A 16,848-nucleotide genomic window follows, 5' to 3' on the forward strand; every position below is an offset into this window, starting at 1 on the left:
CAACTCGGCCAGCACCACCGCGATCGGCGGATCGGCGACCGCCACAGCGGGCTCCACCGGCCCGGTGGCCTCGGCCACCAGGGCGGCCAACTCCGCCGGGGTGTCCACGTCGAACACCACCTCGACGCCCAACCGCAGGTCGAGCCGATCATTGAGCGCCTCGACCAGCTCGATCGCGGCCGACGAGTCCAACCCCTGCTCGACCAGGCCACAGTGCGGATCCAACCGGTCCACCGGCCGGTCCAACAGGCGCCCCAGCTCGGTGAGCACGGCGTCCATCGGCGTGTGCCCGTGCGGCATACCCTCGCTCCTCAACGTCGGAGGTCGGCGGGGCGTACCTTGCGCCCCGCGGCGGCGTAGAGCTGGCGAATGATCGCGTGGTCGTCGCGGCGGAGCATCGCGCGCCAGCCCACCGTCAGGCGGGCGAGAGTGCGGCTGTCCAGGTAGCCGTCGCGGACGAGCTGCACGGGGATGCCGGAACCCTCCGAACGCAGGAAGGCGTCGGTGCCCGCCACCTGGCTGTGCGCGCTGATCACGTCGAACCGGATGTCGGCGAATCCGGCGGCGCGCAGCAGCGCGGGCAGCTCCCGGCCGATGGTGGGGTTGCCCCCCTCGTCGCTGCGGGACCGGCAGTAGGCCCGGTAGAGGTCGTCCAGCTCGGGGATGTGGGGATGGGTCATCACGTGCATCGCGAAGTCGTTGTCGACGATGACGGCGACCCCGTCCGGCCGCAGGATCCGGAGCACCTCACCAAGGGCGGCGGCCGGGTCAGCCAGGTGTTCGAGCACCAGCCGCGAGACGACGAAGTCGACCGACTCGTCGGCGAGACCGGTCTTCTCGATCGAACCCTCCAGCAGGGTGACCGCCGGGCCGCCGTCGTCGAGCAGGTCGCGGGCCCGCTCCAGGAGCAGCGGTTCGATGTCCACCCCGGTCAGCGCGAGGTCCGGCTCCGCCGCGCGCAACGCCCTGAGCAGAAAGCCGGGACCACAACCGAGGTCGGCGACCGCCATCCCGGCGCGCAGCCCGAAACGCCGGTACACCCCCATCTCGGCGGCGGCGAACAGGTCGACCTGAGCACCGAGCCGACTGATCTCGGTCGTGACGCTCCGGGCGATCCGCCGCACGTCGTACGAGCTGTCGTTGCGCATTCGCCGTTCCCCTCTGGTGGCGTGCGGTGCGGTGCGGCGGTTCAGAGCCCGCCGAGGAACTCTTCGATCCGCTCGGCGGCGCGACGCCAGCCGGTGTCGAGCATGACCATGTGTCCGCTGTCGGGGATCAGGACCGCGTCGGTGCGGTAGGCCTGTGCCGTCTGGCGGGTCAGCTGGGGTGGGAACAGCCAGTCGTGTTCGCCGCCCAGCACGAGGACCGGGGCGCTCAGGTCGGCCGGCACCCGGGCGAACCGGCGGGACAGCTCCTTACCGGCCCGGGACGACTCCTTCTGCACCTGTCGCACATAGTCGCGGCGCTGCTGCTCGGTGCGGGCGCCGTGGAAGAAGGCCGAGAAGGGGAACGACTCGACAGCCGCTTCGTCGGCGGCGCGCAGCCGGCCCTGGTGCAGGCGCCACAGCTGCCACATCACCGACCAGCCCCCGGCGCGCAGCCAGCCCAGACCGACGCCGGCGCCGATGCCGGTCGGCGGTGGCGCGGACATCAGCACCGCACCGCGCACCGCGTCTGGTTCCCCGGTGAGGATCCGCTGCGTGACGGCGGCGCCCATCGAGTGCCCGATCAGCACCGGCGGCTCCGGCAGGTCGGACAGCACCGACCGGACGTCGTCGGTGAAGTCGCGCAGGCCGAAGGAGTTCAGTTTCTCGAACCCGGCGCTGCCCGCGTGCCCGCGCAGGCTGGGGGCCACGCAGTGGTATCCCCGCGCGGCGAAGTACGGCAGGAAGTTCTCCTCCCAGCACCACGCGCCGTGGTAGCCGCCGTGCACGAAGAGCAGGGTGCCGCGCCGTGGGGCCTGCGGTTCGACAGTCACCACCTCCAGCCCGGCCCGCATCCCGGTCACGATCGGCCCCCGCCGGCGGCGGCCAGCACCAGCTCTCCCGGGGCCGTGGACCGGCCGGCCCCCGCCCCGTAGGCGGCAAGTCGGTCGGTGAGCAGCGCGCTGGTTCCGGCGAGCAGGCGCAGCCCGATGTCGTCGGCGTGCCGGTGCCGCCAGTCCGCCAACTCGGTGCCCCGCACCCAGGAGTTGAACGCGCCGAGGGCCGGCCCGCAGTGCACCTGGTAGTCGACCCGGCCGGCCGGGTCGCCGCGCATCGCCAGGTCCGAGGTGTAGGCGAAGTACCACTTGAAGACGGCGAGCATCCGCTGCTTCGGGGTCAGCCGGTCGCCGGCCGGCCAGTCGCCGCCCTTGTACTGCCGGACCAGCTCGAACACGTCGTCGAAGCTGCGTTTGAAGTACCGTTGCTCGATCTGCTGGCGGGTCTTCGCGTCGATCGACTCCAGGCTGTCGTGCTGCTGGTAGAGCTGGTAGAGCTTGTTCGCGCGGGCAGGAAAGAACACGCCCCGCCGGAGGACCTGGACCCGCGCCCCGATCTCGAACATGTCCCCTGCCGGCGCGTAAGCGGTGTCCTGCACACCCATCTGTTGCAGCAGGTCCTTCACCGGCTCGCTGGTGCCGGCCTCCACTGTGCACTGGTTGATCGAGCCGGTCACCAGGTAGTCCGCGCCGAGGATCAGGGCGGCTGCCGCGGCCTCCGGGGTCCCGATGCCACCGGCGGCGCCGATGCGTACCCGTTGGTGGTAGCCGTGCTCGGCGGCCAGGTCGTCGCGCAGCCGGCGCAGCGCGGGCATCAGGGTGTACGCGACCCCGCCGTCGGTGTGGCCCGCCGAGTCCGCCTCCACGGTGAGGTCGTCGGCCATCGGAACCCCGGCGGCCAGCCGAGCCTGCTCGTCGGTGATCCGGCCGTCGGCGACCAGGCGACGCAGCTGCTGTTCCGGCGGCGGGGCGAGGAACGCGCGGGCCACCTCGGGCCGCGAGACCTTCGCCATCAGCCGGTGCTCCGCCACCACCCGGCCCTGCGCGTCGCGCCGCAGCCCGAGGCAGCGGTAGCGCACCAGGGCCGGGGAGACGTCCATGAAGGCGGACGCCTCCACGAGCCGGACCCCGTGCCGCAGGTAGCGGTCGACCTGCTCGTCCTCCCCCGCCGGATCGCCCGGGTCGTGCAGGAGGTTCACCCCGAACACCTGTCCGGGTTCGAGCGCCCGACGCACCTCGCCGATGGCGTCGTCGATCTGGTGCGGTCGCAACCCTCCGGTGCCCAGGAAACCGAGCATGCCGGCCCGCGCCATCCGGATCACCAGGCCGGCCGAGGCGATGCCCCGGTACATCGAGCCGCTGACGTACGCGTACCGCAGTCCGTGCTGGCGGCGGAATTCGGCGTCGCCGAGCCAGGCCGCTGCCTCCAGGTCAGCCGGGCGGCCGTCCGACGCCGCGGGCACTGTGGCGGCGACCGGCGTGGGCTCCTGACGGTCCGTGGCCGACGGTGCGCCGTCGCGGCGGATGGCGCGCACCAGACCGGTCAGCACCTTGCCGGGGCCGACCTGCTCGATGTCGGTCACACCGAGGTCGAGCAGGTGACGAACCGTCTCGGTCCAGCGCACCGGCGCGGTGATCTGTCGCGCCAGCAGGCTGGCGACCTCTCCGGCCGGGTAGGGCCGCGCCGTGACGTTCGCGATCACCGGGATGCGCGGCGGTGACATCGGTACGGCCGACAGCGTCTCGGTGAACGAGTCGGCGGCCTCCCGCATGTACCGGGAGTGGAACGCCCCGCTGACGTTGAGCATCGTGTAGCCGCGCGCGCCGGCCGCCTTGAGGATCGGTCCGGCCCGCTCGATGTCGGCGCGGAGCCCGGAGAGCACGATCTGGGTGTGGGTGTTGAGGTTGGCCAGGTCGACGCTGTCCAGCCCGGCGGCGGCCAACGCCGCGGCGACCTCGTCGGCCGGCAGACCGAGGACCGCTGCCATCCCACCGCCCCGGGCCAACCCCATCAGCTCACCGCGTCGAGCGACCAGACGCAGCCCGGCGCCGAAGTCGAAGACGCCGGCGGCGAAGAGGGCGTTGTACTCCCCCACGCTGTGCCCGGCCACGTAGTCGGGCGCGCGGCCGGTGGTGGTCAGCCGGTGCAGGTGACAGAGCGCGTTGACGACGTACAGGGCGGGTTGGGTGAACTGGGTCTGCCCCAGCCGGCCGTGCGGGTCGGCAGTGCACAGCTCGGCGACGGAGTAGCCGAGGATGCGATCCGCCTCGGCGGTCAGCTCGGCGAACTCCTCGAAGAGGCCGGCGCCCATCCCGACGGACTGTGATCCCTGGCCGGGGAACACGTATGCGATCACGGCCACTTCCTCTCGGTCGGACGGTCGACGGCCGGTACGCGGACAGCGGCACCAGGTGGCAGCGCTCGGGAGATGTCGTCGAGCAGCGCGGCGGCCAGGGAGTGGGACAGCTCAGGTGTCGACACGGTGCTGCGGGCGGGCAGACACAGCGCGAGCACCCAGTCGTCGACCACGAGGACCAGCGCCTTCAGCGACACGACGTGCCGGTACTCCAACCGCCACCACTCACCCTCGATGCGCCAGCTCGCCACCTCGAGGAGGCTCAGGTCGATGCTCAGACCGACGCGCAGGAACTTCGCCAGGGCTTCCTTGGCCGTCCACACCGCCGTGGCGGCCGTGAGCGCGGCCAGTGGTAGGCCCGCCGTGATCTCCCGTTCGCCCGGTGTCAGCGTCGACTGGAGGATTCCGGCCCGCGCGGGGTCCACCCGCTCCAGGTCGATGCCGACGGGGTGGGCGACGTCGAACGCCACCGCCGCGCCGAGGTGCTGGCTGTGCGCGAGGCTCACCGCGACGCCGTCGGTGCCCGGACCACCCAGCACCGGTTGGTGCAGGGCGCCCGGCTCGACCCAGATCGTTGTCGGATCCGCCATGCCGCAGAGCTGGGTGACGGCCGCCTTGGCAGCCCGGCGACCCGCGAGGTAGTCGGCCCGACGGCGCTCGTGGCGCATCCGCAGCAGCCGGTGTCGTTCCCGCCGGTGCAGCACCGCCGCGTCCGCGCTCGTCGCCGAGTATCCGCTCATGCTCAGCGCCGCACGGTAGACATTCTCCGAATCGATCAAGGAAATGGAATGCGCAGTGGACAACTCAAGCATTGAACATCCTAGCCGGATTGGAAGGCCGCCCTCGCCCGTCGCATGGTGCCGGTGCCGGCGTCATGCGACGGCAACTCTAGAAGCTTCGATTGATGGACGACAACCCCTCGAACAACATTCGCCCGACGATTAAGGAATCGCTGAGTCTTCGTGCCGGAGAAACCGTTTGGAAACAAGCCATACATGAAAACCTGATACCTGCCCAGGCATCGGTTCAAAGAATTCAAAGCATCATTGACGTCAATTTCTTCGGTCCGGGAGAATGCGCTCTGCGGGAACCGCGGTGGCGATGTCGGTTCGTCCACGCCGCACGGACCCTTCTCACCAACCTCTGGGCGGGAGCACGATGAGACGTTGGACTGCGCCAACTGTCGTCGCGATGGTGGCGAGCCTGGCCACATTGCTCGGCACGGCCCCGGTGGCCGCGGCCCGACCCGGCCCCGCTGTTCGTCACGGCATGACGCAGCCGGTCTTCTCCTACGCGGACGCGATACGGGAGACGGTCTATGTCGAGTCCAGCGTCGACGGTGACCGCGATGGCCGGCCGGACCGGATCGCCGCCGACGTCATCCGGCCCCGGGCCACGACGCTCGGCCTCCGGGTGCCCGTGATATTCGAATCCAGCCCCTACTACGCCTGCTGCGGCCGGGGCAACGAAAATGAGAAGAAGCAGTCCGGTGTCGACGGCGACCCGTCCTTTTTCCCGCTGTACTACGACAACTACTTCGTCCCGCGCGGATACGCGGTGGTGCTCGCCGACCTGTCCGGGACGCGGGCATCCGAGGGCTGCGTCGACCTGGGCGGCCCGAACGAGATCCAGGGCGCCAAGGCGGTCGTCGACTGGTTGAACGGACGCGCGCCGGCGTACCGGAGCGACGGCCGGCCGGTCGCCGCCAGCTGGAGCACCGGCCGGGTGGGCATGATCGGCAAATCATGGGACGCCGGCACCGTGAACGGCGTGGCCACCACCGGTGTGGCGGGTCTGCGCACGATCGTTCCGATCGGCGGCCCGGCGAGCTGGTACGACTACCACCGCGATGGTGGCCTGCCGATCCAGCCGCCCTGGCCGCGCCCGGCGCAGATGTTCGACCAGGTCAACGGGCGACCGGCCGAGGCGTGTGCCGAGTCCCGGGCCATGCTCGAGACCGCCCCGGACGACACCACCGGTAACTACAACAGCTTCTGGGCGGCCCGCGACTACGCCCGCGACGCCGACCGGGTGCGGGCCAGCGTGCTGCTGGTGCACGGGCTCAACGACTGGAACGTCGACCCCGAACACGTCGGTGCCTGGTGGGACGCGCTCGGCCGCAACGGCGTTCCGCGCAAGATCTGGCTGTCCCAGGTCGGCCACGCGGAACCGTTCGACTTCCGCCGGGAGCAGTGGATGAGCACCCTGCACCGCTGGTTCGACTTCTGGCTCTACGGCATCCCGAACCGGATCATGAGCGAGCCCATCGCCGACATCGAGCACGCGCCGGGCCGGTGGAGCCAGCACCGCAGCTGGCCGGACCGGCGGGCCACAGCGGTGACGGTTCGGCTCGGCGCGGGCGCGCCGGACGCTCCCGGTGTCCTGACCAGCGGCCCGGTCGACGCCGCCACCCGCACCTTCACCGACGACCCCGCGCAGCGCGAGGCGGCGATGGTGGAGAACGAGCAGACAGTGACGCCCGGCCGGCTGGCCTTCCTGTCGCCCGTCCTGACCCGGCCCGTCCGGATCTCCGGCACCTCGTACGCCCGGCTCACCGCGCGGGTGAACGACACCGACACCAACCTCGCGGTCAAGCTCGTCGACTACGGAACCGCCACCCGGGTGGTCACCGGCCTGGTCTTCGACAACGGTGTGCCGGCCTGGTCGGAAGGGCTGGTCACGCTGGACACGGAGAGCTGCTGGGGGGCCAGCACCCCGGCCGACGAAGCGTGCTACCGGGAGACCGCCGAACGCACCGCGGCGACGCCCTACGACATCGTGACCAGGGGATGGCTCGACGCCAAGAACCGGGATTCCCTGCTCGTCGAGACCCCGCTGACGCCGGGACAGACCTACAACTTCACCGTGCCGGTCCAGGTCGACGACCACATCTTCCCGGCGGGCCACCGCATCGGCGTGGTGGTGGCTGGCAGCGACCCGTTCTGGACCCGTCCCGACACCAACCGGGCGCAGGTCACGATTGACCTCCAGGCCAGTGAGATCCGCCTGCCCGTGGTGGGGGGCGCCGCCAGCCTCGGCTTCTAGCGTCGGTCCGCGAAGGACTGTCGGGCCGGCGACCGCGCCGCCGGCCCGACAGTCCCGGTCGTACCGATGTCGGGGACGCTCAGTCCCGGGGTGCCGGTTTCCCGGCGGATGTCGTCGGCCCGGACGGCGCGTAGCGGTGGTAGTAGCCGGCGAGGGCCACCGCCAACGACATTGACCACAGTGGGAAGAGCAACCACCCCAGACCACCGGCTCCCCAGTACGCCCAGTCGTAAACCGGCTCACCCCACAACTGGGACGTGTCGAGTTGGCCGGGCAGGTGCACGCCGAGCTGGCCCAGCAGCAGTCCGCGACCGAACGCGAAGATGCCGATGACGGCGGACCCGCCGAGCAGCAGCGGGAACCACATCGGTACGACCCGGCCGCGCAGCACCGGGATCCAGCGGGGGAACAACCGTCCCCACCGACACAGCAACCCCGAGGTCAGCACGACCCCACCGATCGCGAAGGAGGCCAGGGTCGGCTCGATGTACACGTTCTCCGGCTGGTTACGCAGCAGGGAGACGACGAACGGCTCAGGCGCTCCGAGCGCCCACCCTCGGGACCAGGCCAGCCGGATCAGCGCGTACGGCAGCGGGCAGACCATGGCCACGTAGGTGGCGATGCGGCCCGCGCGAACCCAGGCGACGGTTCGGCGCTGCCGCCGTCGCGGCGGCTCGTGCTCGTCGACACGGTCGGCGTAGGCGACGCTCGCCAGTAGGAACACTGCCGCGCCCACCGCGGTGACGACCTGGAACAGGGTCGGCCAGTCCGCCCGCAGCCAGGCGATCGGCAGGAAGCCGAGCGGTGGCAGCAGCACGATCATCCGTCCGTCCAGCACGACACCCACGATCACGGCGGCGACGGCGACGCCACCGACGACGACGATCCCGCGTCGACGAGGGTGCCGGTCCCGGGCGTCGAGCTGCCCGGCCACGGCGAGCGCCAGCACACCGAACACGGCGATGAGTGGGGCACCCACGTCGCGCTCCACGCCGGCAAGCAGCGACGAGTAGTCCGGCCCGGTGCGGTCGTTGCGCCCGAACGGGTAGCCGGCGCCCCCGAAGGACCAGCAGACGCCCATCGCGATGAGGAACCAGGCCCACCCGCTGGCCGCGGCGGGCATCCACCGCCGCCAGGACCGCCACCCGCCGGACGCCGCCGCCGATGCTGTCAACGCTGTCATGACGGCAGTGTCGGCCAGCGGGGACGGGCCGGACATCTGCCTGACGGGGTGGATCGGTGGCGGCGACCCGTCCCGCCTCTGCCTGCCGGGCGACGCGCGGGCACTCGGTGACTGGGCAGGATCGACCCATGCGAAGGCGACAGTTGACATCCGCGCTGGTGGCGCTCCTCCTCGCCGGGATCGCCATGGTGGTGCTCCCCCGGCACGGCGACACCGCCGGCTGGCGGGACACCTTCAGCCCGACCCTTCCACCGCCGAGCGGGGCGCACGAGGTGGGCGTACGACGGATGCGGCTGGTGGACCACGACCGTCGCGACCCGTGGCGCCCAGACAGCGACCGCACCCTGATGCTCGACGTGCACTACCCGGCCGACGCCGGGCACCGGCCGTTGGCGCACTACGCCGTCGCGCCCGCCATGACCGAGTTCGGCTACCTCGCCTGGGCGCCGGGCGAGGAGCGCCGTCTGGGGCTGCTGCCGGACGAGGTCAACTGGATGTTCCGCACCCACTCCCACGAGTGGGCACCGCCCGCAGGCGGTCCGTTCCCCGTCCTGGTCGGCTCGCCGCCGCCGGGGGTGACGCGCACGGCGTACACCGGCATCGCCGAGGAGCTGGCCAGCCACGGTTACGTGGTCGTCACCGTCGACCACCCCTTCGACACGCCGGTGGTCGATCTCTATCCCACCCGGCGGGTGATCGAGCCGACCGACGCCGTCGCCACCGTCTCCCGGGCGGAGGCCGACACGACCAGGATCGCCGACATCGCGTACGTCACGAGCCGGCTCACCGAGCTGGACCGACAGCTCAGCCCGGTGCTGGACCCGCGACGGATCGGCCTCTTTGGCTGGACGAGCGCGGACGCCACAGCACGCGCGCGCCTCGCCGGCCTGCCCGGTGTGTCAGGCATCGCGGATACCACAGGCGCCGCCCGGGTCACCGGCACCGGCACCGTGCCACTGCTCGCCGTCGGCGGCTCACCCGCCGCCGACCAGAGTGGCACCGACCAGCGGGGCGCCAAGCGCCGTGGCTGGCGGGCGACCGTGACCGTCCCCGGCGCGTCCCCCCGGTCGCTCACCGACGACGGCGTGGTGCTGACCCAGATCGCGCGGCGCTACCCACGCACCGAACCGGTCGTGCGGCAGGACGTCGGCGCGGCGCAGCCGTTGGCGTACCGCACCGTTCGCCGCGCGCTGGTCGGCTTCTTCGGCCACCACCTGGGCGGCACGCCCGCCGGCACGTTCGGCATGGAGTCCGGCGTGACAGTCGACCTGGCCACCCCGTGAGATGCTGACCCGCATGGACCGCTCGCCTGGGTGGCCGCCGGGATCGTCACCGTCCTGGCACCCTGGTACGGCGAGCCGGCCGCGCTGCGGCTGACCGCCTGGGTCACGGTCGTCGCCGCGACGCTGGCGATCTCGTCGCCTCGGCTGGCCCGGATGCCGCTCGCCGTCACGGCGGCCGTCGTCTCGGTGGCCGGGAGCCTCTGGGCCTGGCGGTTCCTCGGCTACGACTTCGTCGACGCGGGCAACGAATCAAGCAAAGTGCTGCTGTGGACCACCGTCGAGGTGGGCGCGCTGACCGCCCTCGGGGTCGCGCTGGCCCGGGGGGCGGGCCGAGCCGGTCGCCTGGGGGGAGGGCTGCTGCTGATTCCCGGCGGTGCGGTCGGCTTTCGGCTGCTGCCCGATGCCGCCATCGGAGAACAGCTGTTCCTGAGCGCCCTGGGCGCGGTCACGGTGCTGGCGGGAGCGCTGCTCGGCCACTATCTTGGCCGGCTCGACGAGCTGCGGGTGTCCGCCGTGGCGCAGGCCCGGTCCGAGCAGCGGCGGATGGTCGCCGCCGACCTGCACGACTACGTCGCGCACGACATCGCCGGCATCGTGGTCATGGCGCAGTCGGCGCGGATCGTCGTCGGGAGCGATCCGGCGGCGGTGATCGAACAGGTCGAGCAGGCCGCCGCCCGGGCGCTGCGGCGGCTCGACCACAGCATCCGGCTGATGCGGGACGACGGCGAGCGCACGGCGCGCCAGTACGGCCTCGCCGAGGTGGCCGACCTGGTCGACGTTCACCCGCTGCCGGTCGAGCTGACGGTGGCGGTGGCGAGCCGCGACGAACTGCCCGCCGCGATCCAGGCCACCACGTACCGGGTGATATCCGAGGCGCTCACGAACGTGGCCCGACACGCCCGTCGCAGCGCTGCGGTGCGGGTGTCGGTGACCCAGCGGGACGAGCGGCTCGACATCGTCGTCGCCAACGACCTGCCGGTCCCCGCGACGCCGCCGGGTGCCATGGGTTCCGGTGCCGGCCTGGCGTCGCTGCGATCCCGGGTGGAGGCACTCGACGGCACCATGCGCGCCGGCGTGCAGGACGGATCGTGGCGGGTGCACGTCACGCTGCCGATAGGCTGAGTCGATGCCCACACGGACAGTCCCAGGGCTGGGTGTCCGGTCGGCGACCCGATGACCGACGTGGTGATCGCCGACGACCACGACATGGTCCGGCACGGTTTCCGGATGGTGCTGTCGGCCCAACCCGACCTCACCATCGTCGGCGAGGCCAGCAACGGTGCCGCCGCCTGGGACCTGGTCCGCCGGCTACGCCCCGCGGTGTTGCTGGCGGACATCCGGATGCCCGGAATCGACGGCCTCGAACTCGTCCGCCGCGTCGCCGCCGCGCCCGAACTGGACACCCGGGTGATCGTGGTGACCACCTTCAACGAGGACGAGTACGTCACCCGGGCGTTGCGGGACGGCGCGAGTGGTTTCCTGCTGAAGGCCTCCGCGCCGGGACTGCTCGTCGAGGCTGTCCGGGCCGCGCTGGCCGGCAACGCCCTGATCAGCCCCGAGGTCACCGTCCGCCTGCTGGAGCGGTTCACCACCGGCGGCGAACCACTCCCGGCGGACCCGCCGTTGACCCCCCGGGAGCGGGACGTCGCCGCGCTCGTGGCCCGGGGACTGAGCAACGAGGAAATCGGCGCGAAGCTCCACGTGTCACCGGGCACCGTCAAGACCCACGTCGCGCACATCTCGCTGAAGCTCGGCAACGTCACCCGCGTCCGCATCGCCGCCTGGGCCTGGGAATCCGGCCTGGTGTCCCGCCTCTGACCGGTGCGACGAGAACACCCGGCGGCTGGTCAACGTGGCTGACCCGGGTGCGGCCGGGTCAGCCGGCGACCGCCGGGCGCGACGCCCGCCTTCCGTCGAGACGGGTGGCGAGGGCCGCGATGTGTTCCGGTGTCGTCCCGCAACACCCGCCCACCACACCGAGCTGGTACCGCTGCACCCAGTCGGCAGTCGCCCGCGCGAACCCGGCCGGCCCGGCACGCACCGGGACGTACCGGTCCACCGGCACGTTCTCCGGCAGACTCGACCGGTCCTCCACGTTCGGATAGCACCCGATCGGACCCGCGCACGCGTCGGCGAGCGCGGCCAGCGCCGCCTCGCACCGCTCGGGTGTGGTGCAGTTGACGAGCACGGCGGAACACCCCGCGTCCTCGACCCGTCGGGCGGCCTCGGCGATGGACTCGCCGGACAGCAGCCGGCCGCCGTCCGCACAGACGAAGCTCACGAAGGTCCGCAGGCCACGCCGGGTGGCCGCCCGGGCGGCCGCCAACGCCTCCCGGGTCGTGTTCATCGTCTCCACCAGGACGAGGTCCACCCCGGCGTCGGCGAGCGCGCCCACGTGCCAGTCGTGCTCCACCCGCAACGTGTGGTCGTCGGGGACCAGACTCGGCTGGTAGCAGTCCTCCAGGGGCGCCACGCTCGCGGCCACCAGCACCCGCCCGCCGGCGGCGTCGCTGGCCGCCCGGGCATCCGCCACGGCCGCCTGCGCGTACCCGACGGCCAGGTCCGCGGCGACGCCGGCCCGCTCGAGAGCCCGCAGGTTCGTCCGGAACGTGTTGGCGGTGAGGACATCCGCACCAGCCGAGACGTACGCGGTGTGCACCTGACGCAGCAACCGGCGCGACGCGTCGTCCCGCAGGGCGGCAGTCGTCCACCACGCGGGCTGACACTGACACCGGCCCGCTGTAGTTCGGTGGCCAACCCGCCGTCGAGCAGCAGCGGCGCCCCTGCCGCGCCCGTCGCCTCAGAGGGCATCGGTCAGATCCTTGGCGAGATCATGGGGGTCCTCGATGCCGAGCGACAGCCGGACGATGTTGTTGGTGATGCCGAGCCGCAGCCGGTCCTGCTCCGGGATCGGGCGGTGGGTCATCAGCGCCGGGCACTCCACCAGCGACCGGACGCTGCCGAGGCTCACCGCGCAGGCGAACAGCACGCAGCGGTTCATCATCGCCTGCACGTCACCGAGGTATTCGAAGGTGACGATCGACCCCGGCCCAGACATCTGCCGCTCGACGACGTGTCGCTGCGGGTGCTCCTCCAGCCCGGGGTAGTGGACCGCGCCGACCTTCGGTGAGCCGCGCAGCAACTCGACGATGTGCTGGGCGGTACGCGTCTGTCGCTCGACTCTGAGCGAGAGCGTCTTGAGGCCGCGGTGGGTCAGGAAGCAGTCCAGCGGACCGGGGATGTTGCCGGCCGCGGTTCGGTAGCCGAAGAACTCGCCGTGCAGGGAGTCGTCGTTGTAGACCAGAGCACCGCCGATCACGTCGGAGTGGCCGGCGATGAACTTCGTCGTGCTGTAGAGGGTGATGTCCGCGCCGTGCGCCAGCGGCTGCTGGAGCACCGGGCTGGCGAACGTGTTGTCGACGAGGAGAAGTGCTTCGTACCGTCGGGCCAACTCCGCCAGCGCCCCGATGTCGGCGACTTTGAGCAGTGGGTTCGTCGGGGTTTCCAGCCACACCATGGCCACGTCGTCGGCCATCGCCTCGGTCACCGCCGCCAGGTCGGTGAGGTCGACGTAGTCCACCCGGATGTCGTACTTCGTCAGCGTCTTGAACAGGGAGAACGTCCCCCCGTACACGTCGTCGGAGGCCACCACCCGCTGCCCGGGGCGCAGCAGCGACAGCGCGGTCGCGCCGGCCGCCTGCCCGGACGAGAACACCAGTGCGTGCGCGGCGTTCTCCAGGGCGGCTAGGCAGCGTTCCAACGCCTCCCGGGTCGGGTTCTCCCCCCGGCCGTAGAAGTACCGCAGGTCGTCCTGGGCGCGTTGCTCGAAGGTGGTGGCGAGGTGCAGCGGCGGTACGACGTCTCCCGAGGCGGCGGTAATCTCGTATCCGGCGTGGACGAGTTTGGTGTCGAGTTCCATGGCCTCACTCCGGCTTGGTCGCGTGGAAACAGATGGCGGTGCTCGGCACGTCGACCGCGCCCTGCGTGTCGACGAAGTCGGAGACGCGCTCACCGACGGCCGTCCACAACGACTCGCGTTCGGCGTCGTCCATCCGGTCCCCGACGAGCTGGCGCATCCTCGGCGGCAACAGGTCCCGGGAGAACGCGACGAAGTCGTCGACGCTGTCGAAGCGGAAGGTCAGCTGCACCTCGTCCGCCTGCGCGCCGGTGAAGCCCGCCGCGGTGAACTCGTCCACCACGACGGCGGGATCGGTCATGCTGAACGGCCCGGGTGTGCCGGGCGGTGGGGCCGGCAGTTGCAGCCGTGAGCCGATGACGCCGAAGGCCGTACTGATCACTGCGGCCCGGGGTGGCACTGACCAACTCGACCCGGCGAGCCGACCGCCCGGGCGGAGCAGGCCGCACAGCCCGCGCAGGCCTCGCGGCCGATCCGGCAGGAACATCAGACCCCACCTGCTCAGCACGGTGTCGAACGACGCCTGCGGCAGGTCCAGCTGCTCCGCGTCCCCCTGACTGAAGGTGAGCTGCGAATATCCGGCCCCCCGGCGCTGCGCGACCGCCACCATGTCCGCGGCGATGTCGACGCCGACGACCCGCCCCCGCGGGCCGACCCGTTCGGCAGCGGCGACGGAGACTTCGCCGGTGCCGCTGGCGACGTCCAGCACGGTGGCTCCGGGTCGTACCGCGCCGGTGTCGAGCAGCAGTCGCGTCACCGGCTCGGCGCCCGCCTCGAACACCGGGTGCCACTTGTCCCACGGCGAGCTGAGGTCGTTCCAGATCGATTGCTGCTCTGCCTTGAAGCTGTCCACGTCTGCTCCCGTCATCGTCACAGGAACCGCTCGTCGGGGTGCTCCTTGGTCCAGAACCCTGGTTGCACTGTCCCGATCGCGTCGACCAGCCTGTCGATCTCGTCCTCGGTGTTGTAGACACCGACGGAGGCTCGGACCGTGCCCACCAGCCCCAGGTGGTCGGCCATCGGGATCGCGCAGTGCACGCCGGTGCGCACCATGACCCCGGCCGCGCTGAGGTGGTTGCCGACGTCGTACGGGTGCAGGCCCTCGACGGCGAAGGTGACGATCGCGCCCTCGTGGCGGTCGCCCAGCACGCGGACGTTACCCGCTCCGGCGAGGCTGTCCCGGAGTCGGTGGGTCAGCCCCTGGTCGTGCGCGACCACCTGGTCGAACCCGAGGTCGCCGAGGTACGTCGCGGCCGCCGCGAGGCCGACCGCGCCGCCGATGTTCGGGGTGCCGGCCTCGAGCCGGTTGGGCACCGGGAGGTATTCGATCTCGCCCGCCCAGGAGACGCCGCGAGCGACCCCGCCACCGGTCAGTGCCGGCTGGAGCCGCTCCAGGTGCTCGGCCTTGCCGTAGAGCACACCGATACCCATCGGCGCGTACATCTTGTGCCCGGAGAAGCAGTAGTAGTCGGCGTCGAGAGCCTGGACGTCGACCGGGCGGTGGGCCACCGCCTGAGCGCCGTCCACGAGCACCGGAACACCGCGCCGGTGCGCCTCGGCGATCATCTCCTGGACCGGGTTCACGGTGCCCAGCACGTTCGACACGTGGGCCACCGCCACCAGCCGGGTTCGCTCGGACAGCGAGTCGCGGAACGCCTCCAGGGTGACCCCGCCCGCTGGCTGCAACGGGACCACCCGCAGGGTGCTGCCGGTCCGCTCGCACAGCCGCCGCCACGGCAGCAGGTTGGAGTGATGCTCCATCCCGGTGATGACCACCTCGTCGCCCTCGGTGAGAACCGACTCGTAGGCCAGCGCGACGGTGTTGATGGATTCGGTGGTGCCCTTCGTGAAGACGATCTGCTGGGCGTCCTCGGCGTTGAGGAAGCCCTGCACGGTCCGGCGGGCGCTCTCGTACGCGTCACTGGCGCGCATGCTGTACGCGTGCACGCTGCGCCCGACATTGCTGTTCGCCGTCTGGTAGTAGCGCATGACCGCCTCGAGCACCTGGGCGGGCTTCTGCGTGGTGGCGGCGTTGTCCAGGTACGACAGCGGGGTGCCGTCGTCCAGCCCGGTGCCAAGTATGGGGAAATCGGCGCGGACGCGGTCCGCGAGGTTGACCGGGTCGGTCACGATGGCATCCTTTCGAAGAGCGACAGATATCGCGTCATCAGGTGTTCCGGGAAGAGCACGGGCTTTTGTTCGGAGAAAGGTCGCCGGGCGAGCGGGATCTGCTCTCCGGACAGGTGGGGGCCATAGAAGAACCAGCAGATCTGGGCGATGGTCTCCGCGGCGAGGACCGGACGCACCTCGGCGGAGTACATCTGCATGTGATCATAGGTCGCCTTGAACTCACCACGAGGGCCGAACGTATTCGCGTGCATGACGTGACCGAAGAAGTCGTGGACCGCCCGGAACAGATCGTTGTAACAGAAGTCGACGCCGTTCACCCGCAGCCCGGAAGCCTCGGTCATCGGATGGTCCGAGCTGCGGCCGGGGCCGTCGCCGTGACCGTGGGCGGTGAGGTAGATGTACAGGACGCCGGTCTCGCGCACCTGGGCGCAGAGCTCTTTGGAGGTGACGTAGGGCTGCGGTCGGCTGCTGTCGAGCCAGGGCTCGACCCGGAGCCCGGACGCGATCAGGGCGTCGTACTGTGCCCGGGTCTCCCGCTTGAACGCCTCGTAGAGTCGGAGCGTCTCGGGCTCTGGGCGTACCGGTACCTGGTCGAACCAGGCACCCACCTGGCGACAGAAATCCTCGTCAAGCTCCCGTAGCACGGGCGCGGCGACTTTCCTGCCGGGGAAGTGGCGGTGGAGATATGCGTCGGCAATGGAAGCCGGGTCTAGATCCACGTCTCATACCTCTGCTCATGTGGCATCGGGGGGTGCCGCCACAGCAACGCGGCAAGGCACGGACATGAGGACTGAGCGGATCTAGCGGGGCGGGCCAATGGAAGGACGTGCCGCGACGATCATGTTCGTCATCAGCAACGCAACGTCGGAGAAGTCGACGCAGCAATCCATGCAACCACCCCCGTGTCCTCTCGAACTTACCGCCAGAGGAGCAATGTGAACAAGTTAAAATTT

Annotated in this window: 15 protein-coding genes; 4 read left to right on the top strand and 11 right to left on the bottom strand. The window is 71.1% G+C overall.

Going from position 1 to position 16,848, the window contains the following annotated elements:
- The 5 genes from JM949_RS12560 to JM949_RS12580 form a co-directional block, all read right to left on the bottom strand.
- A partial coding sequence (locus JM949_RS12560) for an acyl carrier protein (protein ID WP_203148621.1) occupies window positions 1-300 on the bottom strand: 300 nt, incomplete at its 3' end.
- An 11-nt stretch (window positions 301-311) separates the two neighbouring features.
- Window positions 312-1,148 (bottom strand): methyltransferase domain-containing protein, encoded by an 837-nt coding sequence (locus JM949_RS12565; protein ID WP_203148622.1) that lies wholly within the window; start codon window positions 1,146-1,148, stop codon window positions 312-314.
- A gap of 41 nt (window positions 1,149-1,189) precedes the next feature.
- Window positions 1,190-1,999 (bottom strand): alpha/beta hydrolase, encoded by an 810-nt coding sequence (locus JM949_RS12570; RefSeq protein WP_203148623.1) that lies wholly within the window; start codon window positions 1,997-1,999, stop codon window positions 1,190-1,192.
- 5 nt (window positions 2,000-2,004) lie between these two features.
- Window positions 2,005-4,338 carry an ACP S-malonyltransferase gene (fabD, locus tag JM949_RS12575; RefSeq protein WP_309232133.1) on the bottom strand — a complete coding sequence of 778 codons (2,334 nt, stop codon included), beginning with the start codon at window positions 4,336-4,338 and terminating at the stop codon, window positions 2,005-2,007.
- On the bottom strand, window positions 4,335-5,078 hold the full coding sequence (locus JM949_RS12580; protein ID WP_203148624.1) for a 4'-phosphopantetheinyl transferase family protein: 744 nt from the start codon (window positions 5,076-5,078) through the stop codon (window positions 4,335-4,337). The genes fabD and JM949_RS12580 overlap by 4 nt, the downstream gene beginning before the upstream one ends.
- A 418-nt stretch (window positions 5,079-5,496) precedes the next feature.
- On the opposite strand from JM949_RS12580, the gene JM949_RS12585 reads away from it, so the two are divergent.
- Window positions 5,497-7,383 (top strand): Xaa-Pro dipeptidyl-peptidase, encoded by a 1,887-nt coding sequence (locus JM949_RS12585; protein WP_203148625.1) that lies wholly within the window; start codon window positions 5,497-5,499, stop codon window positions 7,381-7,383.
- A 79-nt stretch (window positions 7,384-7,462) separates the two neighbouring features.
- On the opposite strand, the gene JM949_RS12590 is transcribed toward JM949_RS12585, so the two are convergent.
- A complete protein-coding gene (locus tag JM949_RS12590; RefSeq protein WP_238433047.1) occupies window positions 7,463-8,566 on the bottom strand; it encodes a hypothetical protein in 1,104 nt (367 codons plus the stop codon).
- A gap of 128 nt (window positions 8,567-8,694) precedes the next feature.
- Here JM949_RS12590 and JM949_RS12595 point away from each other — a divergent pair, with 128 nt between their 5' ends.
- The 3 genes from JM949_RS12595 to JM949_RS12605 are packed head-to-tail and all read left to right on the top strand — an operon-like array spanning window position 8,695 to window position 11,667.
- Window positions 8,695-9,849: an alpha/beta hydrolase gene (locus JM949_RS12595; protein WP_203148626.1), complete on the top strand. Its 1,155-nt coding sequence runs from the start codon at window positions 8,695-8,697 to the stop codon at window positions 9,847-9,849.
- Between the two features lie 30 nt (window positions 9,850-9,879).
- Complete coding sequence (locus JM949_RS39100; RefSeq protein ID WP_203148628.1) at window positions 9,880-10,971, top strand: sensor histidine kinase; 1,092 nt, start codon at window positions 9,880-9,882, stop codon at window positions 10,969-10,971.
- A gap of 51 nt (window positions 10,972-11,022) precedes the next feature.
- Window positions 11,023-11,667 carry a response regulator gene (locus tag JM949_RS12605; protein WP_203148629.1) on the top strand — a complete coding sequence of 215 codons (645 nt, stop codon included), beginning with the start codon at window positions 11,023-11,025 and terminating at the stop codon, window positions 11,665-11,667.
- Between the two features lie 58 nt (window positions 11,668-11,725).
- Here JM949_RS12605 and JM949_RS12610 read toward each other — a convergent pair whose 3' ends face one another.
- The 5 genes from JM949_RS12610 to JM949_RS39105 all read right to left on the bottom strand — a co-directional run bounded on the left by JM949_RS12610 (window position 11,726) and on the right by JM949_RS39105 (window position 16,614).
- Window positions 11,726-12,520 (bottom strand): homocysteine S-methyltransferase family protein, encoded by a 795-nt coding sequence (locus JM949_RS12610; RefSeq protein WP_238433048.1) that lies wholly within the window; start codon window positions 12,518-12,520, stop codon window positions 11,726-11,728.
- 129 nt (window positions 12,521-12,649) lie between these two features.
- Window positions 12,650-13,768, bottom strand: a complete 1,119-nt coding sequence (locus JM949_RS12615; RefSeq protein ID WP_203148630.1) for a trans-sulfuration enzyme family protein — start codon at window positions 13,766-13,768, stop codon at window positions 12,650-12,652.
- A gap of 4 nt (window positions 13,769-13,772) precedes the next feature.
- The gene (locus JM949_RS12620; RefSeq protein WP_203148631.1) at window positions 13,773-14,618 is read right to left on the bottom strand and encodes a class I SAM-dependent methyltransferase; all 846 of its coding nucleotides are present in this window, start codon (window positions 14,616-14,618) and stop codon (window positions 13,773-13,775) included.
- A gap of 17 nt (window positions 14,619-14,635) precedes the next feature.
- Entirely contained in the window at window positions 14,636-15,895 is a 1,260-nt protein-coding gene (locus JM949_RS12625) for an aminotransferase class V-fold PLP-dependent enzyme (RefSeq protein WP_309232134.1), read from the bottom strand.
- Complete coding sequence (locus JM949_RS39105; RefSeq protein ID WP_203148632.1) at window positions 15,892-16,614, bottom strand: crotonobetainyl-CoA--carnitine CoA-transferase; 723 nt, start codon at window positions 16,612-16,614, stop codon at window positions 15,892-15,894. The genes JM949_RS12625 and JM949_RS39105 overlap by 4 nt, the downstream gene beginning before the upstream one ends.
- Between the last annotated feature and the right edge of the window lie 234 nt (window positions 16,615-16,848).

Source organism: Micromonospora tarensis (assembly GCF_016803395.1).
Taxonomy (GTDB): domain Bacteria; phylum Actinomycetota; class Actinomycetes; order Mycobacteriales; family Micromonosporaceae; genus Micromonospora; species Micromonospora tarensis.